20 protein-coding genes are annotated in these 18643 nt (G+C 47.4%); 15 read left to right on the forward strand and 5 right to left on the reverse strand.

All coding sequences use genetic code 11. From position 1 onward, the window contains the following. Positions 1–141: 141 nt before the first annotated feature. Positions 142–639, reverse strand: a complete 498-nt coding sequence (locus tag J7E78_RS26085) for a GAF domain-containing protein (protein ID WP_215079358.1) — start codon at positions 637–639, stop codon at positions 142–144. Between the two features lie 185 nt (positions 640–824). On the opposite strand from J7E78_RS26085, the gene J7E78_RS26090 reads away from it, so the two are divergent. The 3 genes from J7E78_RS26090 to J7E78_RS26100 all read left to right on the forward strand — a co-directional run bounded on the left by J7E78_RS26090 (position 825) and on the right by J7E78_RS26100 (position 3633). Further along, a complete protein-coding gene (locus tag J7E78_RS26090; protein WP_215079360.1) occupies positions 825–1121 on the forward strand; it encodes a hypothetical protein in 297 nt (98 codons plus the stop codon). 199 nt (positions 1122–1320) lie between these two features. Next, positions 1321–1893, forward strand: a complete 573-nt coding sequence (locus tag J7E78_RS26095; RefSeq protein WP_215079362.1) for a GNAT family N-acetyltransferase — start codon at positions 1321–1323, stop codon at positions 1891–1893. A 234-nt stretch (positions 1894–2127) separates the two neighbouring features. Next, a complete protein-coding gene (locus tag J7E78_RS26100; protein WP_251035278.1) occupies positions 2128–3633 on the forward strand; it encodes an MDR family MFS transporter in 1506 nt (501 codons plus the stop codon). A 91-nt stretch (positions 3634–3724) separates the two neighbouring features. Here J7E78_RS26100 and J7E78_RS26105 read toward each other — a convergent pair whose 3' ends face one another. After that, on the reverse strand, positions 3725–4186 hold the full coding sequence (locus J7E78_RS26105; protein WP_215079366.1) for a MarR family winged helix-turn-helix transcriptional regulator: 462 nt from the start codon (positions 4184–4186) through the stop codon (positions 3725–3727). A 392-nt stretch (positions 4187–4578) separates the two neighbouring features. Between J7E78_RS26105 and J7E78_RS26110 the strand changes: the two genes are divergently transcribed. The 5 genes from J7E78_RS26110 (at position 4579) to J7E78_RS26130 (ending at position 8067) form a co-directional block, all read left to right on the forward strand. Continuing rightward, complete coding sequence (locus J7E78_RS26110; RefSeq protein WP_215079368.1) at positions 4579–4842, forward strand: AbrB/MazE/SpoVT family DNA-binding domain-containing protein; 264 nt, start codon at positions 4579–4581, stop codon at positions 4840–4842. Then, entirely contained in the window at positions 4839–5246 is a 408-nt protein-coding gene (locus tag J7E78_RS26115) for a type II toxin-antitoxin system death-on-curing family toxin (protein ID WP_215079370.1), read from the forward strand. The genes J7E78_RS26110 and J7E78_RS26115 overlap by 4 nt, the downstream gene beginning before the upstream one ends. 160 nt (positions 5247–5406) lie before the next feature. Continuing rightward, entirely contained in the window at positions 5407–6138 is a 732-nt protein-coding gene (locus J7E78_RS26120; protein WP_215079372.1) for an ABC transporter ATP-binding protein, read from the forward strand. Between the two features lie 21 nt (positions 6139–6159). Further along, positions 6160–7407 carry an ABC transporter permease gene (locus J7E78_RS26125; protein WP_215079374.1) on the forward strand — a complete coding sequence of 416 codons (1248 nt, stop codon included), beginning with the start codon at positions 6160–6162 and terminating at the stop codon, positions 7405–7407. A 276-nt stretch (positions 7408–7683) separates the two neighbouring features. After that, positions 7684–8067: a hypothetical protein gene (locus tag J7E78_RS26130; protein WP_215079376.1), complete on the forward strand. Its 384-nt coding sequence runs from the start codon at positions 7684–7686 to the stop codon at positions 8065–8067. A gap of 135 nt (positions 8068–8202) precedes the next feature. Here J7E78_RS26130 and J7E78_RS26135 read toward each other — a convergent pair whose 3' ends face one another. After that, complete coding sequence (locus J7E78_RS26135) at positions 8203–9474, reverse strand: BaiN/RdsA family NAD(P)/FAD-dependent oxidoreductase (RefSeq protein WP_215079377.1); 1272 nt, start codon at positions 9472–9474, stop codon at positions 8203–8205. 195 nt (positions 9475–9669) lie between these two features. On the opposite strand from J7E78_RS26135, the gene J7E78_RS29870 reads away from it, so the two are divergent. The 3 genes from J7E78_RS29870 (at position 9670) to nadE (ending at position 12968) form a co-directional block, all read left to right on the forward strand. Then, entirely contained in the window at positions 9670–11364 is a 1695-nt protein-coding gene (locus tag J7E78_RS29870) for a two-component system sensor histidine kinase NtrB (protein WP_215079379.1), read from the forward strand. 221 nt (positions 11365–11585) lie between these two features. Further along, positions 11586–12020, forward strand: coding sequence for a BrxA/BrxB family bacilliredoxin (locus J7E78_RS26145; RefSeq protein ID WP_215079381.1), 435 nt, complete (start codon positions 11586–11588; stop codon positions 12018–12020). 138 nt (positions 12021–12158) lie between these two features. Beyond that, positions 12159–12968: an ammonia-dependent NAD(+) synthetase gene (gene nadE / locus J7E78_RS26150; RefSeq protein ID WP_215079384.1), complete on the forward strand. Its 810-nt coding sequence runs from the start codon at positions 12159–12161 to the stop codon at positions 12966–12968. 126 nt (positions 12969–13094) lie between these two features. Here the strand turns inward: nadE and J7E78_RS26155 are convergent, their stop codons facing one another. Further along, entirely contained in the window at positions 13095–13910 is an 816-nt protein-coding gene (locus tag J7E78_RS26155) for an alpha/beta hydrolase family protein (protein ID WP_215079386.1), read from the reverse strand. Positions 13911–14159: 249 nt separating this feature from the next. Between J7E78_RS26155 and acpS the strand changes: the two genes are divergently transcribed. Together acpS and mutY are read left to right on the forward strand one after the other, a co-directional pair. After that, positions 14160–14558: a holo-ACP synthase gene (gene acpS / locus J7E78_RS26160; RefSeq protein WP_076216711.1), complete on the forward strand. Its 399-nt coding sequence runs from the start codon at positions 14160–14162 to the stop codon at positions 14556–14558. Between the two features lie 29 nt (positions 14559–14587). Then, positions 14588–15952, forward strand: coding sequence for an A/G-specific adenine glycosylase (gene mutY, locus J7E78_RS26165; RefSeq protein WP_215079388.1), 1365 nt, complete (start codon positions 14588–14590; stop codon positions 15950–15952). Between the two features lie 210 nt (positions 15953–16162). On the opposite strand, the gene J7E78_RS26170 is transcribed toward mutY, so the two are convergent. Beyond that, positions 16163–16774, reverse strand: coding sequence for a superoxide dismutase (locus J7E78_RS26170; protein ID WP_150364015.1), 612 nt, complete (start codon positions 16772–16774; stop codon positions 16163–16165). Between the two features lie 419 nt (positions 16775–17193). Here J7E78_RS26170 and J7E78_RS26175 point away from each other — a divergent pair, with 419 nt between their 5' ends. Together J7E78_RS26175 and lepB are read left to right on the forward strand one after the other, a co-directional pair. Continuing rightward, positions 17194–17619, forward strand: coding sequence for a GNAT family N-acetyltransferase (locus J7E78_RS26175; RefSeq protein ID WP_017690782.1), 426 nt, complete (start codon positions 17194–17196; stop codon positions 17617–17619). Between the two features lie 347 nt (positions 17620–17966). Continuing rightward, entirely contained in the window at positions 17967–18551 is a 585-nt protein-coding gene (lepB, locus tag J7E78_RS26180; protein ID WP_215079474.1) for a signal peptidase I, read from the forward strand. Positions 18552–18643: the final 92 nt, after the last annotated feature.

The following is an 18643-nucleotide window of genomic DNA, read 5'->3' on the forward strand; positions in this document are numbered from 1 at the left end:
GTAACATGGGCGAGCAAGAACATGGGTGTGAATCACATGGATAACAAAGAGCGCAGACCTCTGAGAGGACTGCGCTCTTTGTTATTACGGGTTCTTCATCATCGTGTGTGATGAGACTCCGATCACCTTATTCATCATTTCCTAAAGGGGGATGGTTACCTCCAACTGCTCTGTGAGCAGGCTTACGGCTTTCTCCAGGAAGACGCGGTCCTCGTCGTCAAAACGGTTTTTGATCGGGCTGTCGATATCCAGCACCCCGTAAAGTTCGCCGTTTTTGATAATAGGTACGACAATCTCGCTGTTCGATGCCGCATCACAGGCAATGTGGCCTGGGAAGGCATGAACATCATCAACGACCAGGGTACGTTTTTCCGCAGCAGATGTGCCGCATACACCACGTCCCAGTGGAATTCGGATACAGGCAGGCAGTCCTTGGAATGGCCCGAGGACCAGTTCTTTTCCATCATACAGATAGAAGCCGACCCAATTGGTGTCGGTCATAAATACATTGAGCAGCGCAGCAGCGTTTGCCAGATTGGCAATCGCACTAGGTTCATCGCGGATCAGAGCACTTAACTGTCCCAGGACGGCGGTGTGCTGCTCACTTCGTGTTCCTTCATAGGAAACAGCTTGAAACATGGTAAATCACCCTCCCGAGCAAAATGGTACTTATTTTCAAGATAGTGCAGAGGATGCGGTTAGTCAAGCGGAGGATTTCGGAAAGGGAAGGGAATACCAGAAGAATCCTCCTGTTTCTCAGCTTCTTGCGTGGGGTAATTACTTAGCAACCACGGAGGGCTACAACCCGGGAAGGAGCTTGGCTTATGCATGCAGAGGTACAGAATCTTTTTGTACGGATTCATCTACTATATTTCGCCCAAAATCAGGATTTGAACGTTAGCGAGGCACTGCCCCTATTAGAAGAACGGGGATATCGCGTTGGAGAGCGGGAGATCAAGCAGGAGCTTGAACACCTGACGCAGGAGAACTTCCTGACCGCCCACGGGGACCAATGGAGCCTGACCGGGACTGGCATTGAAGAATTCAAGGAAATCACGGCTGTGTTTGGACGGGTTAGCGATGAATTACTGGGGAAGGGCAAGAAAACGTCCAAAGGTTAAAATTCATTTGGACAAGCCATGTTTCCATAATTCACTCAAACTTGAATTGATCCATACGTACAACAAGACCGGGAGCGACATTGGCCCGGTTTTTTGACGTGTGTCCATGACTGAACAGTTGCCATTCGGCGCAGGTTATGATTAGATGACTAGTGAATATTATGGTCTGCGGAGATAGATCGGATCGGAGTGTCTTTATATGTATAAATGCAAAGGAAGAATTCCCGAAATGGAGACTGCGCGGCTTCGTTTGCGTAAAATGCGTCGCCGGGATGCGGCCCAGATGTTCACATGCTGGTCAGATCGCGAGGTGACCCGTTACATGAATCTTGCACCCATGATTGGGACAAGCGAAGCGGCGGACATGATAGGACTGCTTAACCAAATGGCAGGAGAAGAGGATGCGATCCGGTGGGGGATTGAACTCAAAGAAACAGGCAAGCTTATCGGCAGCTGTGGCTTTAACACATGGCAGCTTGAAGGCGCATTCCGGGGTGAGATTGGTTATGAGCTGGGGCGTGACTACTGGCGACACGGTTATATGACGGAGGCTTTCTCGGCATTGTTGCCCTTCGGGTATGAGACCATGGGGCTTAATCGAATTGAAGCGCTGGTTGATCCTCGTAATCTGGCTTCTGGCGAGTTCCTGACAAACTGCGGCTTCACACGTGAAGGGCTGCTGCGACAGGTGCAACATACGTCCACCGGTTATAAGGATATGGTGATGTATTCCATGCTGTATGATGAGTTTCTTCGCAAGCGAGGTAAATAAAAGAGACAATATATGATTTTTTTTAAATTTACACGTAAACGAAGAAACAGAACAAAGCTGGAGAAGCGAAGCGTTCGCCTTTATCACCGGATTTCTCGTTTAGAGAGGAGAAGAAAAAATCTGGGGATAACAGCGATTGGAAGCTTGTTCTGGTTCGTAGTAGATGTGTAAATTAATGTACCAATTATATAGAGAAACGAAGAGAGAAGGGTTTGTGTGAATGCAACTGGAGGTTTGAAGCGCAGTTTCATCTTGACGGGGCTGTTGCTCGCGACATTTCTGTCAGCGATTGAAGGCACCGTAATTGGTCCGGCAGGGCCGACCATTGTTAGTGAGCTGGGGAGTGTACAGCTGCTTAGCTGGATTTTCACCGCATATCTGTTGACGATGGCAGTGAGTACGCCCATTTTCGGTAAAATTAGTGACTTGTATGGACGAAAGCCTGTTTTTCTGATTGGCTGTGCCTTATTTTTACTGGGTTCACTCTTGTGCTGTCTGTCGCAGAATATGGAGCAATTGATTATTTTCCGTGCTATTCAGGGGATTGGTGCGGGTGCGGTAGTTCCTGTTACATTTACGATTATCGGGGACATTTACGCCATTGAAGAACGTGGCAAAATCCAGGGCTGGATTAGCTCCGTGTGGGGTATTTCCTCTCTGGCTGGACCGCTGCTTGGCGGTTATTTTGTAGACAATCTGGGCTGGCAGTGGATCTTTGGTTTTAATGTGCCGTTTGGTCTGCTTGCGATGTGGTTTGTATTTCGTTATCTGAAGGAAGATATCTCGCCACGTACAGCCAAAATTGACTATGTCGGTGCGCTGACCTTCACGGTGGGCATTACCGCATTGTTGTTTGTCCTGTCGGCGGGTGGGCAGTATTATGCTTGGAGTTCTCCGTTGATTGTTGTGCTGAGTGTGGTCGCCGCTCTGTTTATTATTTTATTTTTTGTGGTGGAAAAAAGAGCTCAGGCCCCTATGGTTCCACTACATCTGTTCCGAATTCGGGACATCCGTGTGGCGAATATCGCCGGACTGCTGACCAGTACTTTGATGATCGGCCTGACCAGTTATTTGCCGCTCTGGGTGCAGGGGGTTCGGGGAGGTAACGCAACGGAATCCGGGCTGCTGCTCGCGCCGATGTCCGTGGGTTGGCTCATTGGTAGTGTGCTCGCAGGCCGCCTGTTGATGAAAATTGGATCACGGTTGACCGCATTGATTGGATTAACCGGAATTGCGATCGGATCGGGTGGACTCTTTCTGGTGGGCGGGACATCCCCGCAGGCTGTGCTCTTCATATTGACCTTTATTTATGGTCTTGGTTTCGGCTTTGCGTTCACGATCTTCACCATTATTGCGCAGTCTTCCGTAGGATATAAAGAGCGTGGTTCCTCTACAGCACTGCATACGTTCATGCGAACGTTGGGACAGACGATTGGTGCAGCGGCTTTTGGCACCTGGTTGAACTATCGGATCTCCACGTTATCCAGTGAACAGAATCTGGCGGAGGCTGGAATATCGGAGAGTGATCTGAACGAACTGCTTGCACCACATACCGATGCTGCGCTATCGGATGACAAATGGGCGCTGCTGCGTAACGTGCTGGAAGGAAGCTTGCATTCCCTGTTTGTCATTATGTTTGTTATTGCATTGGTCTCGTGGGTAACGACGCTTGCTCTACGCAAACGATTGATCGTTCCCGAAGATGCAGATGCTCCACCACAGCCACAAGGATCAAAGTAAAAAGAAGATATATATACGAAAAACATACGAAAAACCGGATTCGCCGATGTCAGGCAAATCCGGTTTTTTTTGTTGGCACATGTGGAGTGATTTAGATGCCCGCGGATAAACGGTCTGCAGAATGTGCAAGCCTTCCCAAAAGTTCGGACAGCAGTTCCTTGTCTTCCTCGCTCAGTCCACTGACAGCACGATCGATCTTCGTCGCATAGCCTGGATAGATGTCATCCATGGTTCGCTGGCCTTCCTCGGTCAGTTCCACAAAGATAATACGTCGGTCTTGCGGACAATGCTTCCGGTGTAACAGTCCTTTTTGCTCCAGCTTATCAATCACATAGGTCACATTTCCGCTTTGTAGCAGAAGTTGTGCACCAACCTGTTGAATCGGCTGTGCGCCTTTCATATATAACACTTCGAGCACCCCGTATGCGGTGGGGTTGAAGCCATGCACTTTGCTTCCGGATACAGCGTGTTCATTCACGCTCTTGAATGTCTGGGCCAAGGTGCGGTACAGATGAAGTGAACGTTCGGTTCCGATTTCTTGTAATTCCAGCATGCTGATCCCGCCTTTTCAGATTAGTTTTATAAGTTGGTTAGTTGTGTTTGACGATTCAGGTTGTCGCCATGATTTTATTGTAAGCTTCTATTTCCACGAAAAACATGCGATATGTCACAAGATCTGCATTTTTAGCATTTAAAATTTGATCATTAATCATCCAGCCGTGGAGCGCTTGATCTGGGTCTGAACGTGGATGCAGATGCAGAGAGTGATACTACATCTGTGGTGGAGACAAATCGGTAATATGCGATTTTAATTGTAATATGAAGTAGCAAGGGATTCGGAACCTCTGCTTTTTTTATTTCAAAATTCAAAATAATGTACAAATGGACAAAAGTTTTAGTATAATTGTTATAACAGTTAAATAGTATAACTAGGGGGAGCAATGAATGAATAGGGTGAGTGAGATGGAACGAAAAGTAACGAAATTCGGTAATAGTCTTGGATTAACAATGACAGATGCCTTTAAACAAATTGGTCTTGAGCAAGGCGATACGGTTCAAATCGAGGTAAATCAGTCCAATGGGGAGATTATTATTAAAAAGTCTACAAAAGTTAATTTGCCTAACGGGATCAGTAGTGATTTTATGGATACATTGGCTGATGTGATGGGTGAATATGATCAAACCTTGAAAGGTCTCAAGGATAGATGAGCATGACCCGGTATTTGAGTATTCAAGAGGTTATTGCGATCAACGTCGCTATGATTAAGCGTTACAGTTCTGGAGAGCAGATTGGAGTTAAAGATTCTGGTCTGCTTGAATCTGCGGTTGTAAGAGCACAATCATCAGCTTTTGGTAACGAAGCTTACCCATCTATATATGAAAAATCTGCTGCGATCTTTCAATCTTTGGGTCAAAACCCTCCTTTCCATAATGCTAATAAAAGAACGGCTTTTACCGCATTGGTAATCTTTCTACGTTATAACAATGTGTATCTTAAGATGGATCAAACTTTTGCTGAGGACTTTACTGTTGATATGGTGAACCACAAGTACACATTTGAAGAACTGGTTTCAATTATTCGTACATACTGTGTTACTGAAAATGAAGAATAATAAACAAAGCAATAAATCATACATTACTATGATTTATTGCTTTGTTTATTTGCCATCTATATAGAAATGCTTAAAATGATCAAACACACAGCCCGCAACTCGATTACAATAAAACATAAAGGATGAAATAAACACCTGATCAGAACAGGGAGTGAATGATATGGGAATGGATTATAAAAGGACGGAAGTACAGGAGTCTATATTAGACGTACATATTACAGAGGCAGGATACGAACCAGGACAATCGACCATACGTAACATTCGAATGAGTGTGGCGCGAGGAGAACTGGTAGGTATTATCGGACCCAATGGTGCGGGCAAAAGTACCACGATCAAAACGCTGCTGGGTCTGCTGGAACATGCGAACTATGAAGTGACAATTGGGGGAGAGGGTCGTTATGCCTATATCCCGGAGCAACCGGTTTTTTATGAATATATGAACCTATGGGAACATCTTGATCTGGCTGCAGCGGCGTATGAAATGGAGGAAGAAGCTTTTGTTGCCAGAGCGGAGGAACTGTTGGTTCGTTTCGGTATGGACCACGTTCGGAATGATCTTCCGGCCAGTTTTTCGAAGGGCATGAGGCAGAAAATGATGCTGATGATCGGATTTCTGTCTTCGCCGGATATCTATATTGTGGACGAGCCGTTCATCGGACTGGACCCTCGTGCAACCAAGGATTTTCTGAAGTTACTTGATGATGAACGTCGCCGCGGTGCGGGTGTGCTCATGTCTACGCATGTACTGGATACCGCTGAACGAATCTGCGACCGATTTATTCTGATTGCTTCGGGCAGATCTGCTGCCGAGGGAACATTGGATGAGATCCGTGAAGCGGCAGGATTGCCGGAAGCCTCTTTGTTTGACTGTTTCGATATACTGACATCTTAGATAGAGAGAGGGTGAGAGAGGATGGAAACTTCCCAGCGTTATACACCACTTCGTTTATACCGGCGAAGACGCAAAGAGCACTTCAGGGAGCAAATGAAAAATCTCAGACTTGTCGTGGATTGGACGGTGTGGGTATACCTGCTTGTTCCGGGTCTGCTCTATCTGATTGGATGGTACACAAGTCTGTGGACCAAACCACTGCCTGCATGGGCGACAGGATTACCGCTCCCCATACTGACGGGGCTGATTGACGTCGTTATGCTTACCGGTGGTGTGTTGATATTTGTGGAGGAAGCGGATGTATTGTTTCTGAAATCAAGACCGTTGTGGATGCACACGTTAATGAGGCAAGGGCTCTACCGGTCCTGTCTGCAACATCTGGGCAAAATGATTATGATTACAGCGCTCATTGCTCCCCTGTGGTCCCGTGTCTATGAGATGTCTAATCTCCAGATTGCACTTATGGCTGTCTGGTTTGGTGCAGTAGCGTCATTCCAAGCCATAACACTACATATGACGAAGGTTCGACATACAGGATGGCGACGCTGGATTCAGATGATCCCTCTCGTCATTGGCATAGGTTATATGACCATTAGTGCGACATCATGGATGTATGGACAGACGTGGAAAATCAGTTTTGGAATCGTAATTATCATGCTTCTTCTGATTACAGTTGGACAGATGAGGCTACTGATGAAGGGAACGTTTGAAGGGGATGTGCGGGAGGATCTGCGGAGCAGGCTGCAGCTGACAGCTCTAATGTTAAGCCGGGCGGTGAGCAAGCCGAAAGCCCCACGAACACGGTCCATTATCTTCCGCAAACCGCGTAAATTGCTGCGCAATCGTTCCATCCCGAACCGGACAGCGGAGATTGCGTTCAAGGCATTTTTCCGAAACTCAGCTACGATGAAATTGTATTTGCAGCTTGGAGGACTATCCATCGCAGCAGTTGCATTACCCCCTTTTCCGGTCAATATCATTGTGTGTGCGTTATTAATCATCATGTTGACGGTGATGTTTTATCGTTCCTGGGATGTGTTTGCAACGTCGGACTATGTTCAGCTTATAACGTATGACTCGGAGGCGCTGCATCTTGCAGGTTCAACGATGGTTCGGATGTTGTTCATCCCGATTGGTATTCTTATGGGATTTACGCTGGGATTGGCCTGGCTCGGCTGGATCGTCGGTATTCTGACAGCCGCAGGTGCAGTGGTCTTCGGACTCTGTGTGTTATCCATTGCCGGATGGGTTCGGCTGACCCGGGCCTAGGACGTGTCTCAAAAACTCGCTGAAGTTCATCTTTTACCGCCTTTTCGCCCCATGCTGTGTCACTTTCCCTTGACGTGCCCCGGCACGCCTGCGGAAAACTTCCTTGCTTGGAACGAAAATTCGGCAAAATCTGCTTCCTTCGGAGTTTTCAGACACGCCCTAAAGGAATTCCTTTCTAAGTCAGAGCATATCACGCGCAATATCTGACCATGCTATAGAAGAAGAATCTCATCTATGGATGATGAGAGATTAGCTGTAGCAAGGAGGAAAGAGACGATGATGGACAATAGCGAATTACAGGTGCATTTCTCAGACGATTCAGCGTTGAATGCCGCCAGGGCAACCTTGGAGGAATTGGGATATAAGCCATATCAGTCCGGCCCGCTGGAATTGTACATCCCCACAGATCGGCAAGATCCTCAGTCTGCCGTAGAGATTGTACAATCTCATGGAGGAAGTGCCGTATTTGCCGCGCAAACGGAAGAGCTGGATCAGTTTCAGAATATATCGATTCCGGCTCATCTCGTGAATGAAGACTGGAATGAGGGTTATGCGAACGGAAACCAGGGAAGCCAGACGGAGCAAGGCAGACATAACTATAGCGATGACCCGACATACGATGATTCGGCTGATGGATTTTCAGGCAGTGTCAAAGCATAGAAGGGAAATATCACAAGCTAAGAGCAGTTCGGGCCAATTTTTCTAAAATGGAACAATGCCCAAAAACCCCGATCGTCCACAGATGTGGCTATCGGGGTTTTTGGCAATTCATCATGCGCTTAAAGTGTGTAATACCTAGTATAGTTTAGCGTGTTTATATTCTGCGGCATGCATACCAGCCGTATATCCCGTGGAGAATGCAGCGGTGATATTATACCCTCCAGTGTAGCCGTGAATATCCAAAACTTCACCGCAAAAGAATAGTCCAGGCAGCAGCTTGGATTCCATTGTTTTTGGGTATATCTCCTTTAAGTGGATTCCTCCCCCGGTAACAAAGGCTTCCTTGAGCGATCTCGTTCCGTCTGCACGGAAGGTAAAAGCTTTCATTAGCCCACACAAGTTACTTAACATACCTTTGGGGAAATGGTGGAACGTAAGGTCATCGGTGATCTCTGCCCGTTTCATCATTAAGGGAATCATACGTTCAGGAACCCATGTTTTTAAGATGTTTTTGACAGCCTTGCGGGATTCTTGTTCTAATACCTGTTGCACCTGTGCTTCCAATGCACCTAGGGACAGCTCCGGGAACAGATCAATGCTCATCATGACCTGTGGGTTTCCAGACTTCATCTGAACCTTGCGGATAAATTGGCTGCAACGCAGTGCGACGGGTCCAGACACTCCAAAATGCGTGAAGATCATATCCCCGCGATGGGAGATGACTGTTTTACCTTTGGCATCCACTACGGATAGAGCGATATCCCTCAAAGACAAACCTTGCAGTTCTTTGGACTGAATCCAACTCTCTCCAGACACAATGGGCACTTCGGTCGGATATAATTCTGTAATTGTGTGACCCGCAGCCTCAGCCCAAGGATAACCGTCTCCGGTAGATCCGGTTTGGGGTACGGATTTGCCGCCGGTAGCGATGATGACAGAGCGTCCAAGAATGGTTTGACCGGATATCAATTTAACACCCTGTACCTGCTGACCGTTCTGAATAATTTCCTTGACCGGTTCTTTGGTACGAATCTCAACGCCGAGGGAGACAATCTTGCCTACCAGCGCATCCACGACTGTTTTCGCTTTATCGGTTACAGGGAACATTCTGCCGTTGTCTTCTTCTTTCAGGGCAATTCCGAGATTCTCGAAGAAACGCATGATTCCCTGGTTGTCCAAATTTTGAAACGAACTATATAAAAAGCGTCCATTACCCGGAATATGTCGGATGAGTTCATCCGTTTCCTTGGCATTGGTTACATTGCATCGACCTCCGCCAGAGATGCCGAGTTTACGACCCAGTTGATCTCCTTTATCCAGCAGAAGCACGGAGGCACCATGCTCGGCAGCAGCAACGCAAGCCATCAGGCCCGCAGATCCACCACCAATTACAATGACATCATACATATGTTATTACCCTCTTTTTTCATTGATTTTGTCTGTTTTACGTAAAATGTGTCTACTCCTGGCTTTTTCTGAAATATAATGGAGTTATGAGCAGTTCTATTGTGCAGTCTTAAGGGATATATTGTATTATACTGTCGCCTATGTTTTAATCAGAAATACATGAGGGAATGTGCAGGCAGAGGAGGAGATGGCATTGTGGTTGCGTTAAAAGACATGCTTTTACAAGTACTGCTGGCAGGGTCGGCGGTATTTCTGATTCCCTTATTCCTTCTGGTACTCTCCAAGCGGGCTATTGCCAGAATGGAACATGCCGGAACCGTTCATACCAGTTTTGCTGTGACAAGTGCCCTGAGCATGTTATTGTGTCTGCTGTTTGCGCTCTATGCAAGTCCGGTGGCCGTACCCATATCATTAAGCATCGTACCTGTGACACTTGTTATTCTGTATTGTAAGTCTGTTATAGGCGTAACGCTGTCCATTCTACATATTCTCTTCTATTTTCTTTTTGCGCATCCCTATGATCTGTACGGATTTCTCCTTCATACGGGCATTCTTCTCTATCCTATTGTATGGTTGTCTGCCAAACGATTCAAGCATAATACACCTTCACGCAAAATGGCGATCCTCATCATCCTGATTACAATGGAACTGATTGTAACGAGTCTGTTATGGATCGCATCCCTCCAGAATGAATCCACATACTCTGCGACCTACATGATACTTACAGCACTTGGATATACGGCTGGAGCCATTGTTGCGGGCAGTCTGAGTCTGCTATGGCTGGAACGGATGAAGCACTATCGCGGGCTGGAGCAGCATCTCTCGGAAGTCCACGACCGATACATAGCCGAAACGGAGAAACTTCATCAGATTCTGAATGCAGTGCCTCTCTCCATTGCTACCGTAGATAAACAAGGCACAGTGATGTTTGTCAATGAGATGATGGAGCAAACCGCAAGGGAGCAGCTGCCTTGTACCTCCACGCCTGATCTCATTGGACAGCCTGCCAGTCAATTTGTTGAACAAGGTCAGGCGGATAAGATGGATAAAAGCATTCGCAGAGCCATCGTTCATGGTGAGATTAGTGGGTTGACCGTTCGTTACGGTGCACACGTATTTCAGTCCCGAACCGTACCGATTTATGCCTTTTCAACAGAGTCTGCGAGAGAAGTTACAGGAGCCATGCTGATCATACAGGATATCACGGAGCTTGAGATGCTGCGAAGTGAACTGGATAATGTGGATCGTCTCAGTCTGGTGGGGCAGATGGCTGCAAGCATTACGCATGAGGTGCGTAATCCAATGGCGGTTGTGCGGGGCTTCCTCCAACTCATGCAGGAAAAGAGTCCGGACTCCCTCGATCACTATTACCGGATCGTTATGGAAGAGCTGGACCGGGCCAACAGTATCATTAATGATTTCTTGTCTTTGGCTCAGAATCGTATTGCCGAGAAAGAAGAATCCCAGTTGCATGATATCATACATGAACTCAGTCCGTTGTTATGGGCGGATGCGAACCTGCGTGGTCAGAGTATTGAACTCATGTTGGCCCATAATGTGCCGAAGCTGCATCTCAATTCAAAGGAAATCAAACAGGTGGTGTTGAACCTGGCTCGTAACGGGATGGAAGCCATGAATGAGAAGGGTGTGCTTACGCTGGAGACGCGGATAGTGGATGATAAGGTGGAACTGTGTGTACGTGACACAGGACCTGGTCTACCCAGAGTGAAGAAGGAAAAGCTGTTTGAACCTTTCTACACGACAAAAGCCAAGGGAACCGGACTTGGATTGTCCATGTGCCTGAGTATCGTGGAACGACATAACGGAACCATTACTGTGGAATCGGAGGAAGGTCAGGGCACCACCTTCAAAGTGGCATTTGAACGTTAGTCATTCAGCATATTTTGCCAGACATTGAGACATAATATTATGGAAGAAGCCTTTCCGCAGGCGGTTTCTGAATCTTGCTTTCATTGCTTATGGATGTATAATAGGAATAGCACATCATTACATCCATAATGTTCGATATGAATGTAACGTTGTTTTGGAGAGTAATTCGCCTTTAATTCTATCGAGATCATAGAACAACCATTTATAAGGAGTGAAACCGAATGTCGATGTCATTTGATCAATACATGAAAGATATGGTTCAACCCATGCGGGATGAGTTAACTCGTCTAGGAATCCAGGAGTTGCGTACTCCTGAAGAAGTGGAAGCAAGTCTTCCGGATGCAAAAGGAACAGCACTGGTTGTCATTAACTCTGTCTGCGGATGTGCCGCGGGTCAATGTCGCCCAGGTGTGTCCCAAGCACTTCAGCACGATATTACACCGGATCACCTGTACACTGTATTTGCTGGTCAGGACAAAGAAGCAACTGCAAAAGCACGTGAATTCTTTGCACCGTATCCGCCATCTTCGCCGTCCATCGCTCTGATGAAAGACGGAGAACTCGTTCACTTTATCGAGCGTCATCAAGTGGAAGACCGTTCTGCAGAGGAAATTGCGGCTGATCTCAAAAGTGCATTTGACCGTTACTGCCGTTAATTCGCTCCATAGAACGCCCCGCCCTTCGGATCACCGATGCCGGGGCGTTTCATTTTGGATAGATAAGGTTATTGAACCATTCGTACCTTTCAAGCTGGACATCAAATTTCATTCATTTAGAAACGGGGTGTGTGAACGATGAGTTTGCAACAACAGATCATCGCTGAATTGAAGGTTAAACCAAGCATTAATGAAGAAGAGGAAGTACGCAAGCGTGTTGATTTTCTGAAGACGTATGTGAAAAATGCGGGTGCCAAGGGTTTGCTGATTGCGATCAGCGGCGGTATTGACAGTGCAGTGGCTACGGCGCTTTGCAAAAAAGCGACGGACGAGCTTACGGAAGAGAATAAGCAAGAGTACAAAACGCTTGGTGTGTTTCAACCGTATGGTGAACAATACGATATCGACCACAGCTACGCTGTAGCCAAAGCATACGATCTGAAGCATGTCGTGGAAACCAATATTGAAGATGCAGTTAACGAGATTGCACTGGAAGTGGAGCAAGGCTTCAAATCCCTGGGCAGCCCACGTCATATGACTCACCAAGGCAAAGGTAATGTTAAGGCGAGAACTCGTATGGTTATGCAATATGCGCTTTCGTTTGAAGAAAACCTGCTCGTTGTAGGTACGGATCATGCGTCCGAAGCCATCACGGGCTTCTATACCAAATGGGGCGACGGTGCTGTGGATATCACACCACTGAGCACCCTGAACAAACGTCAGGTACGCCAGCTGGCAGCATATCTTAACGTGCCACAAGCTATTTTGGACAAAGCACCATCGGCAGGGCTGTGGGAAGGTCAGACGGACGAAGATGAGCTGGGAATTTCATATGAAGCGAACAGCGACTATCTCGAAGGCAAACAGATCGATCCGGCTGCACAAGAGCGCCTCGAAGCGTTCTATACGCGTACCCATCACAAACGAAATGCCATTCCAGGTATCTAATACGGATGGATGAGCATGATCGTTATATAGGGAATGCAAAAAGAGTCACTGCTCACGCAGTGACTCTTTTTGTTATGTGGAACGAGAAACCGCAAAAATCCAAGTGACTACTATATTAAAGATGAGTTAGCTATTCCAGTCTTTGATCTGTTGCAGGGTTTGGGAGATGGCTTGCTCCAGTTGCGGAGTGGTTTCATTAAATGGATGTACCGTATTAAAGGTGTGGTTCCCTTCAGGTATCTGGTGCCATGGGATATCAGGGCGTGTTTGCACAAGTGCGGCAGAACCGTCCCTCAGACGCTGGGGGTCTTCTGTTCCCTGAATGAGTGCGACTCGCACAGGTGAAGAAGCCAAGCGGTCAATGATAGCGTAACGTTCGCTATGCTTGTCCAGGTCTTCCAGAATAGCCACGTCCAGTGGCATCTGCTGGCCTGTTCGTCCGTTAACGACATGGCTGCGGCCATGCGTACGCATTTCTTCTTTTTGCTCCGCTGTGAAGAGATCCAGATTGGTTACGCCGTTCCAGGAGATGACACCTGCCACCTGCTCGGGATGATCCAGTGCATAGACGAGACTTACGCCCGCACCGCGGCTATGGCCAACCAAGTATACAGGAAGTCCAGTGAGCTCAGGTTGTGTAACCACATGTTCCAGTACCAGGGCCAGATCGGCAAGCTCTCGGCTGTACGTATTCACTGCGAACTTTTCAAGTTCAGAGAATTGCTCCAGATATTCGCCGATACCGTTGTGAGAGAAATTAAAGGTCAGCACATGATGCGTCTGGCTTAGCTGTGAAGCTGCGTAGGGGAACATGCCCCAGTCTTTGAAGCCTTTGTATCCGTGAGCCAGAATGATGACACCTTGAGCGGGTTGTTGTGCAGGGAAAAAGTCCCCGCGAATGATCGCATCTACGTCAGTGGGCAATTCAAAAGTTATGGGCATTATTCAGACCTCCTAAGAATTTCAGACGACTCCTGATTCATATTTTAGCATATATGGTAATGCGGATAGGCACTCGCTTCTGTGCGCACCTCCTGCTACAATAGAATACGTGTTCGGAGAGTTACGGATCATGTGATCGAATGGAGATCTTTTACAATGCATGTTCAAAAAGAGCGGTTTTCAGTACCGAGAAGATGGGACTTTTTGAATAACCTCTTACAGTATAAAAGATTAAGCGGGTGAACGTTGATGATATATGGCATTGGTAATGATGTGCTGGAGATTGGACGTATGCGGAAGCTGCTGTCCGGTCGTCATGCAGAAGCTTTTCTGAAACGAATTTTAACGCCAGCAGAGCGGGAGATCGCGGTTCGTCGAGGGAAGCGGATGACGGAGTTTGTATCCGGTCGATTTGCAGCGAAAGAAGCGGTGTCCAAGGCATTTGGCTGCGGTATTGGTGGCGTCATGGGCTTCACTGATATTGAGGTGCTGCCTGATGGGACAGGACGTCCAGTGGCCTCGCTGTCCAGTCAAGCCTGGGAACGTCTGCAGCTGCCATACGATAAGCAATATGACATTCATTTGAGTATTACACATCAGACGGAATTGGCAGCGGCCTTTGCGATCGTGGAGCAGATGGAAAAGTAGTTAGCTTGGCAATAGGAGAGGACGGAAATATGGGTTTACAGGAACAGAAACAACATTTCAGCGTGAATTTGCTGGACTGGTATATGATCAACCGACGGGATTTGCCGTGGCGTCGCCACAACAATCCGTATTTTACATGGGTATCGGAGATTATGCTTCAGCAGACTCGGGTAGATACGGTAATCCCGTATTTCAATCGTTTTATCGGCAATTTCCCGACCGTGCAAGCGTTAGCGGAGGCACCCGAAGAGGATGTGTTGAAAAATTGGGAGGGACTCGGTTATTACTCCCGGGCACGTAATCTTCAGGCAGCCGCGAGACAAGTCATGGAGCTGCACGGAGGCGAGATGCCGCAGGACAAGCCGGCTGTCTTTGCATTAAAAGGGGTGGGCCCGTATACTGCCGGGGCCATTCTCAGCATTGCCTTCAATCAGCCGCAACCTGCGGTAGATGGCAATGTCATGCGGGTACTGTCCCGATACTTCCTCATCGATGAGGACATTATGAAGGGCAGCACCCGGGTGTTGATGGAAGAGCTCGCAGGAGAGCTCATTCCGGAAGGGCGGGCGCGTGATTTCAATCAGGCGCTGATGGAACTTGGTGCGCTGGTGTGTACACCCAAAGCGCCGCACTGCCTGACTTGCCCGGTCATGGAGCAATGTTCCGGCCGCATCGCCGGAAGAGAGCTTACACTGCCGGTCAAGACCAAGGCGAAGCCGCCGCGCCCTGAGCAGCGGCTGGTCGCGATTGTGGAGGGCCGCGGTGCTCATCGCGGCCAAGTGCTTGTGCGCCAGCGCCCAGACACGGGCCTATTAGCCCGCATGTGGGAGCTGCCGCATGTGCTCGCGGCGCCCGCCGCAGCCAGCAAGAAGGCGGCGCCGCTGGCGGATGAGCCGGCCATGGCTTTGCTGGCCGGCAGTCTATGGGCGGAAGGCTTCGCTGCCCGCCCGGAAGGGCTGGCTACCCATGCGGAGCATGTGTTCAGCCACATTGTCTGGAGCCTGCAGGTGTACAAGTGTACCGAGCAGGACCAGACTGGTGAGCTTCCGCTGATCGCAGCGGAAGCCAGAGCCGCCTACGATGCACAGGCGGCAACAAGGGAGGGCACAGCCTCATCAGCAGCTGTGTCACCGAAGTCAGACACAACGCATTCATCGGAGCCAGGCACGCCTGATGCGCAGAACATCTCAACATCGCTTAACGATGGAGAGATGTTGGCACCATCTGATGTTAGTGACCTAGCGCTGAGCACTCCGACACTGATAGGTAAAGGCGATGGCTTGACCTATCGCTGGATCGGTCCCGAAGATATGGACAAGATGGCATTCCCGAATATATTTCTGAAGCTGATCAGCAGTTATTTTGCCGGTGCGTATGATCAAGTGAATAATTAAATAGGGGAGCTAACGAACCTGAGTGACGTTATCATAGCCAAATCAACCCAGAAGTGCGCATCAAAGCCCGTATTTTGGGAAATAGCTACTCTGTGATTCGTTAGAAACAAAACAACAATTAACTATAGCGATAGCAAAAAGAGAGCCTGATCACGGTCACGACGACCGAATCAGGCTCTCTTTTATGTTAAATGTTGCATGCTAACAGTCTTATTTAGCAGAAGCGTAACGTTTGTTCACTTCATCCCAGTTGATTACATTCCAGAAAGCACCGATGTAATCAGGACGTTTGTTTTGATATTTCAGGTAGTAAGCGTGCTCCCATACGTCCAGACCCAGAACCGGAGTCAGACCTTCGAAGAGAGGGCTGTCTTGGTTAGGTGTGCTAGTGATGGACAATTTGCCATCTTTGCCAACTACGAGCCAAGCCCAGCCGGAACCGAAGCGAGTTGTAGCTGCTTTAGCGAAATCTTCTTTGAATTTATCAAAGCCACCCAGTTCGCTATCGATTGCTGCTGCGATATCGCCTGTAGGAGCGCCGCCGCCGTTAGGTCCAATGATTTCCCAGAACAAGCTGTGGTTAGCATGTCCACCACCATTGTTGCGAACCGCTGTGCGGATGCCCTCAGGTACGCTGTCAAGGTTAGCAATTAGATCTTCCAAACTTTTTTCTTGCAGTTCAGGAGCACTTTCCAGAGCTGCGTTCAAGTTGGTTACATAAGTATTGTGATGGCGATCGTGGTGGATTTCCATCGTTTGTGCATCGATATGTGGTTCCAGTGCGTCGTTAGCGTAAGGAAGTGCCGGTAATTGAAAAGCCATAATGAAATACCTCCTGAGATTTTAGGTTTTTTTGAAAACAGGTACATATGTAATAATACCCTTGCTACTAATATTAAACCGCATTCGAGCTAATTAAGCAACATTTTTGTTTATTAAGTACCCCGAGGCGTTGATCTAATGATAGGACAGGGATAACAAACATATTTTACCCTTTATGCAACTATTTATGTGTTTTCAGGCATTTAAATGGAGGTGAAGTTTAATATTAGTATGTAAACGCTTACAATTAAGCGCTTTCAAAAGAAAATGCGTGTTTTATGGAGAAAAGTATGGTTTAATTGACGAAGAAGCGGTATTTTCTCGTTTTTTGTCATTATATGAACATTGGGTTTTTGGTAAAAAGGAATCCCTTTTTATAAAAAACCTCATCTAAGCTAACGAAAAGGGAGATTTAAGACATGCACGTTCGTTCCTTTCAGTTGAGTGATGCAAGCCAGATGACGGAGCTTCTCCAGGTTGCACTATCGGAAGAGTGTTATGAGAACACGATGGGCCCGTTTGCCCGTCAATTGTCATGGGATTCTGACCTGATCATGGTTGCGGAAGAAGAGGGAGACCTCGTCGGCGCTTTGATTGGTACGATTGATCACAACCAGGGTTGTATCTACCGTATTGCGGTACATCCAGACTATCGTCGCCGTGGAGTCGGCAAAACACTTGTTGAGGCTATGGAACAGCGGTTCCAGCAGCGTAAAGTCAGCCAAGTATGGGTGGCGGGTGATGAGCACAACAAAGTAGCCATGCCTCTATATGAAGCAATGGGTTACGGTGCCAATCAGATTATGAGCGCTTTCCAGACTCTTAGTATTTTGTCCAAAGCTTAGTTTGCGTGTTTAAAAAAGAAATAAAAAAAGATTTTCATTTCATATTAGGCATATCTCTTTAACGTGTAAGCACGTGAGGGATGTGCCTTTCTATTTATATGAGTGTTCTTCAAGTCATATTCCTCTGGTTTCCTCATTTTATGAACATGTTTCGGAGTCTCCGAATCTTATCTAAATCACCGCGACTATCCCGGCTGTATTCACGATAACCAAGGTATTGGTGCTCATAACCAATTGTTTCACTCTCCCAAATGAAGTAGACTGAAAGGGAGTATGGTCACCATGTTACAAGTTTAATTCAACTAATTAATAAATGAGGTGTCCCTTTGAATTCCAATAATCATTCAATGGAACATGTGACTTCCGAGCAACGTAATGAACCGTCAAAGCCTGAACAACCGGGGAAATCCTGGGTTGTTGAGCTGTGGGACTGGGTCAAAACGATTGTTGTTGCTTTTGTAATCATGATGCTGCTGAACCTGTTTGTGTTTAATCTGTCAATGGTCAAGGGACAGTCCATGCAGCCGACACTGGTTGAGCGAGATCGCCTTTTCGTCAACAAAATTGTATATCATCTGGGTACACCTTCCCGATCAGATGTGATCGTACTTCGTGATCCAAGCGAAGGCGTGGAGAAGAAGGATTTTCTGGTTAAAAGGATCGTTGGACTTCCGGGAGATACAATTGAAGTCAGGGATCACCATCTATATGTGAACGGCGAGCGGCAAGCGGAAACGTACACCGATATTGAGGTGCAGGACCCTGATTTTGGCCCAATCACACTGGAGCCGGATCATTTCTTCGTGATGGGGGATAATCGTCATGAAGGCAAAAGTAAGGATAGCCGAGTGTTTGGCAGTATTACATCCGATCAGATTGTAGGCAAGGCCGAATTTATTTTCTGGCCGTTTTCTGAATTGAAGAAATTGTAAAATGCTGACTGGACAACAACTTCAGACTGCATTTTGCGTTAAACCATATAGACTCGTTCCAACTGAATTCAAGTATGCAAGGCATATATAGA

This window comes from Paenibacillus polymyxa (assembly GCF_018614975.1).
Lineage (GTDB): Bacteria > Bacillota > Bacilli > Paenibacillales > Paenibacillaceae > Paenibacillus > Paenibacillus polymyxa_E.